General features: G+C 64.1%; 10 protein-coding genes. 7 read left to right on the top strand and 3 right to left on the bottom strand.

The features are described from left to right. Nucleotides 1-207: 207 nt before the first annotated feature. The 4 genes from EP26_RS27795 (at nucleotide 208) to EP26_RS35665 (ending at nucleotide 3,900) form a co-directional block, all read left to right on the top strand. Nucleotides 208-1,194: a Bug family tripartite tricarboxylate transporter substrate binding protein gene (locus EP26_RS27795; RefSeq protein WP_043343956.1), complete on the top strand. Its 987-nt coding sequence runs from the start codon at nucleotides 208-210 to the stop codon at nucleotides 1,192-1,194. 509 nt (nucleotides 1,195-1,703) lie between these two features. Beyond that, the gene (locus EP26_RS27790; RefSeq protein ID WP_043343953.1) at nucleotides 1,704-2,042 is read left to right on the top strand and encodes a septal ring lytic transglycosylase RlpA family protein; all 339 of its coding nucleotides are present in this window, start codon (nucleotides 1,704-1,706) and stop codon (nucleotides 2,040-2,042) included. Between the two features lie 554 nt (nucleotides 2,043-2,596). Next, nucleotides 2,597-2,920 (top strand): hypothetical protein, encoded by a 324-nt coding sequence (locus tag EP26_RS35670; protein ID WP_157033869.1) that lies wholly within the window; start codon nucleotides 2,597-2,599, stop codon nucleotides 2,918-2,920. Nucleotides 2,921-2,943: 23 nt separating this feature from the next. Beyond that, a complete protein-coding gene (locus EP26_RS35665; protein WP_157033868.1) occupies nucleotides 2,944-3,900 on the top strand; it encodes a hypothetical protein in 957 nt (318 codons plus the stop codon). 162 nt (nucleotides 3,901-4,062) lie between these two features. Here the strand turns inward: EP26_RS35665 and EP26_RS27780 are convergent, their stop codons facing one another. Then, nucleotides 4,063-4,857 (bottom strand): sugar phosphate isomerase/epimerase family protein, encoded by a 795-nt coding sequence (locus tag EP26_RS27780; RefSeq protein ID WP_245624552.1) that lies wholly within the window; start codon nucleotides 4,855-4,857, stop codon nucleotides 4,063-4,065. 247 nt (nucleotides 4,858-5,104) lie between these two features. Between EP26_RS27780 and EP26_RS27775 the strand changes: the two genes are divergently transcribed. Beyond that, nucleotides 5,105-5,569 (top strand): IS1096 element passenger TnpR family protein, encoded by a 465-nt coding sequence (locus tag EP26_RS27775; RefSeq protein WP_043343949.1) that lies wholly within the window; start codon nucleotides 5,105-5,107, stop codon nucleotides 5,567-5,569. Between the two features lie 124 nt (nucleotides 5,570-5,693). Continuing rightward, nucleotides 5,694-6,023, top strand: a complete 330-nt coding sequence (locus EP26_RS27770; protein ID WP_043343947.1) for a hypothetical protein — start codon at nucleotides 5,694-5,696, stop codon at nucleotides 6,021-6,023. Nucleotides 6,024-6,100: 77 nt separating this feature from the next. Here EP26_RS27770 and EP26_RS27765 read toward each other — a convergent pair whose 3' ends face one another. Further along, nucleotides 6,101-7,705, bottom strand: coding sequence for a GMC family oxidoreductase (locus EP26_RS27765; protein ID WP_043343960.1), 1,605 nt, complete (start codon nucleotides 7,703-7,705; stop codon nucleotides 6,101-6,103). A 128-nt stretch (nucleotides 7,706-7,833) separates the two neighbouring features. Continuing rightward, entirely contained in the window at nucleotides 7,834-9,060 is a 1,227-nt protein-coding gene (locus tag EP26_RS27760; protein ID WP_245624551.1) for a tyrosine-type recombinase/integrase, read from the bottom strand. A gap of 368 nt (nucleotides 9,061-9,428) precedes the next feature. Between EP26_RS27760 and EP26_RS33960 the strand changes: the two genes are divergently transcribed. Then, nucleotides 9,429-9,869 (top strand): recombinase family protein (locus tag EP26_RS33960; protein WP_157033867.1); only part of this gene is annotated, 441 nt, incomplete at its 3' end.

The following is a 9,869-nucleotide window of genomic DNA, read 5'->3' as shown; positions in this document are numbered from 1 at the left end:
GGCCAAGCCATTCGCCTGGACCAGGCCTGCCGACACCATCCTCGGCACGCTGGCCAGGCTTCCTGCACCTTCCGTTTGAGTCAGTGCACTAGCACGGTCGGCGGAGTGGTCCTCCGCAGGGGTGCGACGGTCCGATGCGGTGGGCACCGGTGGCCTTTCGCGCCGTTGTTACCTGCTTGAACCACATGACCAGTCGGAGGACCAACCATGTACCGCCGCACGCTCTTTAGCCTCGTCGGAGCTCTACCTCTCGGAAGCTTCGCTGCCGCGCCTGCGCGGTCGCAGCCGGTATCCAACTGGCCGAACCAGCCGCTCCGCATCGTTGTGCCTTACGCCCCTGGCGGACCAACCGACATTCCGGCTCGCCTATTGGCAGAGGAACTGGCGAAGGTTCTGCCGCAGCGGCCCGTCGTAGAAAACCGCACCGGCGCGGGTGTGGTGGTGGGCACGGACGTGGTTGCGAAGGCACGCGACGGTCACACGATCCTCTACACCACCATCTCCCACGCGGTGCTCCGGCCGCTTTTCCCGCAGCTGCCCTTCGACCCGGTAGCGGACTTCGCCCCGGTGGCGCTGGTCGGGCAGATCCCGATGGTCCTGATGGTGAACAAGGACCTGGCGGTGAACAACCTTCAGGATCTGGTCCGACTCTACCGCGATGCTCCTGGCAAGTACGACTATGGCAGCTCCGGCAACGGCGGCGCACTGCACTTGGCTTCGGAGCTCTTCCTCCGCCAATCCGGCGGGCTGAAAGTGACGCACGTCCCCTACCGTGGGTCAGCTGCCGCTATGCCGGACCTGCTGAACGGCACCGTCTCAATGATGCTGGATGTGGCCAACAACACTCTGCCCTATGTGCAGCGGGGTGAGGTGAAGGCACTGGCTGTCAGCTCTGAGCGTCGCCTGCCGCAGTTGCCGGACCTGCCGACCTTCAAAGAGCAGGGCCTGCCAGACTACGAGGCCTACACATGGCATATGGTGCTCATGCCGAAGGCCACGCCCGAGGCGGTGGTGGGGCAGCTCAATGGCGTTATCAACCGCGTGCTGGCCGAGCCCGCGGTCCAGAAACGGCTCGAGGACCTGGCCATGCAAGTGCGCACGGACAGCACGCCTGAAAGCGCGGCGCATTGGCTGCAGGTCGAGATGGGCAAATGGGAGCCGATCATCCGCGACGCTGGAATCAAGTCGGACTGATACCGCGGCCGGAGACATATGGTTGCCGCAATCGCGATGATCGTATACCGATCATCGCCGATGTTTCCTGCCGGGTCTGTCACGACCAGCACGTCAAGCGTGCCTGACTGGTACTTCATTAGAGCAGTGCATGCCATTTGTGCCGTGCCGCTCTCCAGTGGGCACCGCCTCTGCTACTGCGCTCCGGATAGCCTGGCAGGCACGAGAAAGCCGAAGGAGAAGCCCTGCATGGCGATTGATTGCCGCTCACGCATGTTGTCGTGTGATCGCTGCGACTTTGCTGCACGCCGAATGAGGCTGCAGGAGGAGGTTGCCACCTAGTGGGGGCCACTGCTCGGCGTGCGGCGTGTAGCTGCGCCACCTTGGGCTTGTTGTCCCTCACCGTCGCCTGTGCTCCGCGTGCCGACCTCGCGCTAACCACTGCCAGTGTGCCGCCGCCTGTTGTAGAGCCGCTGGGCCAGGCTGCGCCACCGCTGCGGATCGTACAGCTTGTAGGGACGGCGTCACCAATGGACGGACAGTGGGTGCGTCCGCTCGGTGAGCAGCAGCTGGGCGATGCGTCCTACTATGGTTCCGAGTTCAACGGCCGTCGGATGGCCAATGGCCGGCGCTTCGATCCCCGCTCCACCTCGGTGGCCCACAAGACGCTGCCTTTCGGTACCAAGGTCCTAGTCACCAATCTCGGCAACGGCCGCTCTGCCACGGCCACCGTTGAGGATCGTGGCCCCTTCGTGCGGGGTCGCATCATCGACCTCAGTCCGCGGCTCGCGGAACATCTCGGCATGATCGTGCAAGGTGTCGCGCCAGTCGAGGTGACCCCAGTCGAGCTGGCCGAGGCACCTGAATAAGCCGCCCGGCTGGTCTGGCCCTGTGCAGGTCGCTGAGGGCGTCATGTCGATCGTGGTCTGTGGAGTGCCTGATGTCGCAGAACCCTGCATGATGCTCGTACGGTTCGCCTGACAGCAAAAGTTTAGACGCCAAATTCCGCCCTGTGGGTGTCATGTAGGGCAACGCAATCTGTCACTGCTGCACGGACACGCTGCACACCTGCAATACCCTGTATGATGCCCGCAGGGCGCGCATGATATCGGTCTGAGCTCTTGTCGGTGCCCGGCCTCACTTCCCTGCGGCCGGAGGAGTGACCCTCAGCAGGGATGCGACGATTTGGGAGGTCGGGCGAGCCTGAATACTTCGTTTTCAAAATCTTCGATCGCCGCTGTACGCACCACTGCCCTGCGCAAGCGCGCTAAGAGAGGTGCGACCAGGGTTCCTCCGCCAGCGCTGTTGGCAGAACTGGCGCCGTGATCGTTTATGTGGCCGCCGATATCACCGGGGGTTGCCCTGCTGACGGGCAGGGGCACAGCACTTAGTCCGCCGGCCGCTTCCCATCAGGAGACGCCCAATGGCGAAGACTCGCTATGACGACACGTGGCATCGATTGCGCGAGTGGACCAAGGGTCAGGCCCCTTCCGAGCGTCTTGCAGCGCAAATTCTTGCACATGAGGGTTTCACTGACCTAGACCCTAGCCATCCGCTCGGTGGGAAGGATGGCGGAAAGGACGCCATGGCGACCAAGAATGGCGTCCAGTTCGCCATGGCAGTGTACTTCCACGGGGCCAACAAAGCATCCGGCAGATCAAAAAGAAGTTCCAAGGGGATTGCGCCGGAGCTGTCAGTAGCTCCGCCAGCGGCATCGCATTCGTTACAAATCAAGAGCTTACTTTAGCCCAACGCGAGGAACTTCGGAAAGTGGCAGAGCCGCTGGCCGTTGAACTCTTCCACCTGGAACGTCTGACAGCCGTTCTCGATACGCCCGCCATGGCTAAGGTTCGAGAACAGTTCCTCGATATAGAGGCGGAGAGTCCGCCAGCTATCAACCTCGGCGGTCTTGGGGGTGCTGCGCCTGGCGCTGGTGGTGGGGGCGGAGGAGCAATGGGCCTCAGCGCGACAGGAGGACCTGGAGGAACCGGCGGCAACCTCAACATCAATCTGGATGGCGCACCTGGAGAAGCACCAGGCGCGGGAGGTGGAGGTGCTGGTGCGACCGGAGACGACGCAGTCGGTGGCGGTGGCGGCGAGGGGGGCGAGTATTTTACTACCGGCCCAATTGATGTCGGGCCAGACACCGGCATCCACCATCTCGAGTTCAGAGTTGGTCGGGGAGGTATTGAGGGTCCGGGTGAGAACACGATTGTCAACTTTTGCACTGAAGACGGTCGCGTAGTGCGAAGCCTCACAGCAAAAGGGGGCGATCCCGGGGCGCATGCCTATGTGCCGCCGACAAGCCGGACGCCGACGGACGAAGATTTAGAAGCCGGCCTGAAAGTGACCAGCATTCTCGCGGCCAACGTCATCTACCCTAGGAACGGTCTCTGGTCGGTGCTCGATGGTGGCTGGGACTTCTACATGGCCGAAACGAACCCGTTCCGATTGCCGTTGCCTTTGCTCGTTGAAGTCGAAACTGGCTTGATCGAGCCGGAAACCATCATCGACTTGAGGCTAATCGTGCGAAGCCCCGATGGATTTCGGGTTCATGAATATGGACAAGCGATTGTGGCATGTGGCGGGATGGTCCGGCGATCTCGCTTCGCTGTGGCTCTGGAAATCTCGGGATCTGAAGCTGGCGTGTGGCATGTTGAGGTTTTGGCCGGACCTCGGGTGATCGGAGATTTTCCGATTGAGATCCGGGTGCCGGTTCCTCAGTAGGCTCATGGAAAGACTGACATTGCGATCTCATACTCGGCTTGATTTGCAAGGGCCCTAGTTAGTGCTGCGCCGTGAGCACGACAGCGCCGCCGGGCCCACGTGACACCCGCCGGGGTCAAACAGCACAGTCCGGCTGTTAGCAAGCGACTGCGTGGCGCCCCTTTACCATCTGCAGCACCTCTCCAGGGTCACGCGTCCACCACCGTCTGACAGCACCTCGACTTCGACTGGGCCTCTGTAGCCGGCGGCCTCGGCCATGGCGCGTAGGCGTGGGATGTCAATCACGCCGTCTCCTGGCATCCCACGGTCGGGAGCCAAGTCGGTCGTCGGCACCAACCAGTCGCTAGCCTGGAATGCGGCAATGCGGCCGTGCGCCCGAGCGACCTGCCGGGCAAGGTCAGGATCCCACCAGACCTGCCACACATCCAGAACCACGCCCATGCCCGTGCCCGACTCGTCGCATAGGTCGACCGCCTGAGCCAAGGTGGAGAGCACGGAGCGGTCGGCGCAGGCCACCGGGTATTGTGGCTCGAGCGCGAGAGTGACACCAGCAGCACGAGCCTCGTCCAGAACCTCGGCCAGCCCGTCACGCACCATCTCCCGCGCGCCGTCCAGGTCTTTTGAGCCCGGAGGAAGGCCGCCGGACACCACGACGAGACAAGCAGCACCTAACGCATGCGCCTCGGCAATGGCGCGCCGGTTGTCCTGAACTGCAGCGCGGCGACTGGTCGCATCAACAACGGTGAACATGCCGCCACGGCAGAGGCTGCTGACCGTCAGGCCTGCCTCACGGATACGCCGGGCCGCGCGCTGCGCTCCGCCCGCATCCGCCAGTGCATCCCGCCAAGGGGAGATGCCGGGGATGCCGCGGCGGGCGCAGCCATCAACGCACTCGGCAAGCCCCCATCGCTCCCGGACCGTGGCGGTGTTGAGTGAAAGCGGCCCTGGTCGTGGCATCATTCCGTTCCTGTGTGGCCGGCCATCTCGGGGCCACACTGCATTCAGATCCGGTGATACGGGTAGCCGCGGGTCCGGTCGAGGGTCAGTCCGAAGTGCTTGCCGAGGGCGCGAATGGCGTCCCCGTGTGCCAGATTGCTTGTAGGATCCGTCAAAGGCGTGCTCCACTTTCCATCAGTCCCCTCATGCGCTTGGCTTGGAACCGCCGAGCTGCTCTGATCGCATGTTGAGGCATCGGGAGGACCGTATGGCCGAAGCCGGGACGCACGTTTTTCGGGTGGTGCTCCAGGATCAGCCCGCAATCTACCGAGACATTGAGATCGACAGCGCCAAATCTCTTGCCAAGCTTGCTGAGGCGATCGTCCGGGCCTTCGACTTTGAGTTCGACCACGCCTTTGGCTTCTATCCCGATACGAAAGGCAGGGCGGTGCTGCGCGGGCGCCCGGCCTACGAGCTGTTCGCCGATATGGGTGAGGCGACCGGGACGCAGAGTGTCAGGAAGACGCCTATCGCCAATGCCTTTCCAGAAATCGGCCACGCCATGGTCTTCTTGTTCGACTACGGCGACGAATGGCTGTTCCGGGTCGAGCTGATGGGACGGGACGTGAAGGTGGCTAAGACTCGCTACCCGAGGGTGCTGGCGAAGGCGGGACCATCACCGGTGCAATACCCCGACCCGGATGATGAAGAGGAAGATGAGGACGACGCGTGACAAGCGCGATCGGTCCTGGGCAGCCGTGCGGTGCCGAGCCCTGGCAAATAAGATCATGCACTGGCCCTGGTCCGATGAGACGCATGGTCGGCCGCGAACCAAAACCGCAAGGGAAGCTGTGCCCATGATTAACAACAGTTATCTGATGGTGCGTGCGGTACTGACCGAAACCACCGATCGTCCGCGCTTCGACCGCTGGTATGAGACCGAGCACCTGCCCGATGCGGTGGCCGGCTTCGGAGCAATGCGGGGTTGGCGCTGCTGGAGCCGGACAGACCCGTCGGTCCATTATGCCTTTTACGAGTTCCCGGATGTCACCCGAGCGCAGGCGGTCCTGGGTTCGCCGGAGCTCCAGGGGCTAGTTGCCGAGTTCGATCGTGTCTGGGGCTCGCGTGTGACGAGAACGCGCGACATCCTTGAGGCGGCGGGCACGCCGAAGTCCGCCCCCGACTGACAACGCGGCGGGTCGACGGTGGAAGGGCCGATCCTCCGGCCCCCGGAGACTTGTGAGGTCCCCACGGCCGCCCCGGCTCACCCGCCTGAGGCCTCGGCCCGCAGGAACTCCGCCGCCCGCTCCCCGATCATCAGCGCCGCTGGCTGGATATTGGATGAGGGCACGAGGGGCATGACGCTTGCGTCTGCCACTATCAGCCCTTCCACACCCTTCACACGCAATCGGCTGTCCACCGGGGCCAGCGCATCCTCGCCCATGCGGGCGGTGCCGCAGGGGTGGTACACGGTGCCGCCGTCGCGGCGGATGTGCTCCAGGATCTGCTCGTCGGTCTGCTCCTTCGGCCCCGGGGTGAGCTCCTCCTCGATCAGCGCTGCCAGGGGGCCTTGGGCCGCCAGGCGGCGGGCATATTTCACGCCTTCCACCATCAGTCGTTGGTCGTGCGGCGCCTCGAGATAGTTGGCGCGGATCACCGGCTTGGCGTCGGGCTCAGGGCTGCGCAGGGTGACCGTGCCGCGGCTATCCGGGCGGCATTGGCAGGCGCTGAACATGAATCCGGGCCAGGGGTCCGGACCCTGGTCATAGTTGGTCACGGTGAAGTTTACGAAGAGATACTGCATGTCCGGCTCCTCGGCGCCGGGTAGCACGCGGGCAAAGAGGTTGGCCTCCGCCGCCCCGATGCTCATCGGCCCGCGCCGGTCGAAGGCGTAGCGCGCCGCCATGCGCAGCTTGCCGAAGGGGCCGCGGACCAGTTCGTTCACCGTGGCGCACGGCCTCACGCGGTAGCGCATGCGCTGTAGGAAGTGGTCTTGCAGGTTCCGCCCGACGCCGCGCGACTCCACCAGAACCGGTATGCCCATCTCCTGCAGGTGAGCGCCGTCTCCGATGCCGGAGAGCATCAGGATATGTGGTGTGCCGATGGCACCGGCGGAGAGCACCACCTGCCGTCGTGCCTCCCACCGCTCAAGCCCCATCGGACCGCGTATCAGAGCGCCGACACAGCGACGCCCCTCGAACAGCAGGCGCTGCACAGTGCGCTCCGGCATGATGCGCAGGTTCGGCCGGCGGCGGGCAGGGCGAAGGAACATGTCCCCGGAATGGCTACGGAAACCTCGGCGGACATTCATCTGCATCGGGCCGACGCCCTCGTGCCAGGCGCCATTGAAATCGCGCACCCGCTGGTGGCCCATCTCGAGGGCGGCCGCGATGAAGGCCTGGGCACCAGGCGAAGTGTGGCGCGCTTCGGCGGCATGGATCGGCCCCTCCGTGCCGCGCTCGGCCGAGGGCTCGCCGGTCCAGGTTTCCATGCGGCGGAAGAAGGGCAGCACCTCGTCATAGGACCAGCCGCGGGCGCCGGATTGGGCCCAACGGTCATAGTCACGCGGGGAGCCGCGGAGGAAGACAAGGCCGTTGACGGCGCCGGAGCCGCCCACCACCTTGCCGCGGGGCCAGTGGATGCTGCGACCGGCAAGGCCCGGCTCGGCCTCGGTATGGAAACGCCAGTCATATCGGCCAGAAGCGTAGAGCCGGGCGAAACCGGCAGGGATGCGGATCCAGGGGTCGTGCCAAGCGGCGGGGCCGGCCTCGATCAGCGCTACCTGCGTGGCCTCACGCTCCGAAAGGCGCGCGGCAATGGTGCAGCCGGCCGAGCCAGCGCCGAGCACCAGCACATCTGTGGCGTGCACGGCCGTGACAGCGGCCTCCGGCTGAAGCCTGGCACCTTCTGGCATTGTCGTTCCCTCCCATTGTGGCCAGATCGTGCCATCTGACCCCATCGGGTCAAGTCACGCCCCTCTGCGATACTCCTGAGGTGCTACCGCTCGGCCTTCTCTTCGCCAGCCATGCGCCATTCCGGCCTGAGCTCCTTGGCCATGCGCTCAAGTTTCACCTGCCCATAGAACCGCTCGATCATGTCGCTGCTTGTGCCGGTGTTCTTGGCCAGCAGGAACACGTCGACGCCCGCGATCAGCTGCTGGCTGATGTAGAAGTGTCGAAAGGAGTAGGCGGTACGCCGGGCACCGCGGTGGTCTGTCAGCAGCCCGGCGGCCTTCAGCAGCTCGGAAAGGCTCTTCTTCACCGATCCCAGCCGCTTGCCCGCAGAGGTGGCGAACACCGGGTCATCGTCATTGGGTTCGCTGCTCATCGCCTTCACCCAGAACTCCCACAGCTGGTCGATCCAAGGCAGTGCGGCTAGCATAGGCACAAAAGTACGGTGCTTGCCCTTACCGCGAACCCGCAGCCGTATGTCGCGGTGACCAATCGGCAACTCGCGGCACTCTCGATAGCCCAGAACATCGCCCCAGGTCAGATTTCCGAGCAGCTCAGTGGGTCGGCATCCGGTGTAAGCGGCGATCATGCAATAGGCATGGAGAACCGCCCGGTCCCGTCGAACATGGTCGTTGATCTTTGGGTCGGCGATACGCTGGAGGCTCACCTGCTCCAAGCGGGTGAACTCGTGTGCCTCAAAGCTGGGCCGAGCGTTGGCTGGCACACGGGTGAGGTGGATTTCCGGCACCTGAGCTGTATTGATATACCCTTGTTGGGCAGCAAACCGGCACAGCAGGCGTAAGACCACGAACTCGCTCCGCAGTGCGCTTGGCGACGGCGGCTTCCGCATCTTCGCTGTGATCGGTCGGCGTATCTGACGACCACCGCGCATGTAGGTGATGAGCGGCACGTCCTTGCCCGGGCCGGTGGTCCAGTAGTCCTTCCGCCATTCACGGTAGCGGTTGATGTCGACAACCGTAATGCCGTCGATCGCCTGGTCGCCGAAAAAAGCAAGGAAGTAGCGCTCCACAATGCGACGCCACTGGTCGACCTGAAACTGTCTCCGCTCCATGCGCTCAGCCTCACGCTGCAGCTGCGCGACGAACTCTTCAGCTATCTCGCGGAAGGTCTTGGCGCGGCTCCGCAAGCCGAGCCTGGCCCGGTGGAGGGCTTCGGCGTAGACTTGGAGGGCCATGCGCTCGGCCTCGGCACTGTCCTTGGCGCCGCGCAGGGAACGGCGGATCTGGCCCTCGCTTGGGATGCTGAAGCGCACCTGCCAGTTGCTGCTGCCGGGTCGTTGGAACAGCTGAAAGAGTGATGACGCGGAACGCTGCCTCCGACCCTTACCGCCGTCCCGCTGTGGCAGATCCGGTATTGGCTGGTCGGGTGGCGAAGTTGGTGCTGCTGATGCGCTGTCGGCCATGCGCGACCCCATTGGACGGTGCAGGAGGCGGGCACGGGCTGCGCCTTCCGCGCTGCTTCCCCCGGCCTACTGCCGCGAGATACGAAGGGCAAGCCGCCCTTTGGGCGTTGCGCAGACGCACGTTTATGCAACGCGTGCCGCTCCCCAGCTACTCTGTGCGGCCGCTGCTTGCGTAAATATTCTGCCTAACTGGATTCAACCACAACGGGTTTGTGCACATGCTGCCGGGCTATGCGCGCCTCTCGACCGACGAACAGGACATAGCCGCGCTGCTTGCGGCGTTGAAGGCCGTAGGCGTCAATCAGATTTCCATGACCAAGCGTCCGGCGGGTGATGGGACAGGCGGAGCTGCATCGGGTGCCAAATCATGTACGGCCCGCGACGTCGTGGCGGTTTGGAAGTTGGACAGGCTTTCACGTTCACTGCGCGATCTTCTGCACGTCATGGACCGGTTGGGGGCAGGCAAGACAGGCATCTGGTCCTTGATCGAAGCCGTCCATACCACCACACCGACGGGTCGGATGACGGTGCAGTTAATCGGCGCTTCCGCACAGTTCGAGCGAGATATTGAGGCGGCCCCCATTGTCTTGACTACGCGGCGTAGCGGAATTGCGGGTGCTGAAAGATGGAGCGGATCCGCTGCGGCCGCTTGGCAAGGC

This window comes from Belnapia moabensis DSM 16746, assembly GCF_000745835.1.
Lineage (GTDB): Bacteria > Pseudomonadota > Alphaproteobacteria > Acetobacterales > Acetobacteraceae > Belnapia > Belnapia moabensis.
This window is presented reverse-complemented; position numbering and strand designations above follow the sequence as displayed.

Bases quoted from the DNA above. Each gene is read 5' to 3' on its own strand.
- EP26_RS27790 (WP_043343953.1), top strand. From the start codon at position 1,704: ATGGACGGACAGTGGGTGCGTCCGCTCGGTGAGCAGCAGCTGGGCGAT.
- EP26_RS27780 (WP_245624552.1), bottom strand. From the start codon at position 4,857: ATGCCACGACCAGGGCCGCTTTCACTCAACACCGCCACGGTCCGGGAG.
- EP26_RS27775 (WP_043343949.1), top strand. From the start codon at position 5,105: ATGGCCGAAGCCGGGACGCACGTTTTTCGGGTGGTGCTCCAGGATCAG.
- EP26_RS27795 (WP_043343956.1), top strand. From the start codon at position 208: ATGTACCGCCGCACGCTCTTTAGCCTCGTCGGAGCTCTACCTCTCGGA.
- EP26_RS27770 (WP_043343947.1), top strand. From the start codon at position 5,694: ATGATTAACAACAGTTATCTGATGGTGCGTGCGGTACTGACCGAAACC.
- EP26_RS35670 (WP_157033869.1), top strand. From the start codon at position 2,597: ATGGCGAAGACTCGCTATGACGACACGTGGCATCGATTGCGCGAGTGG.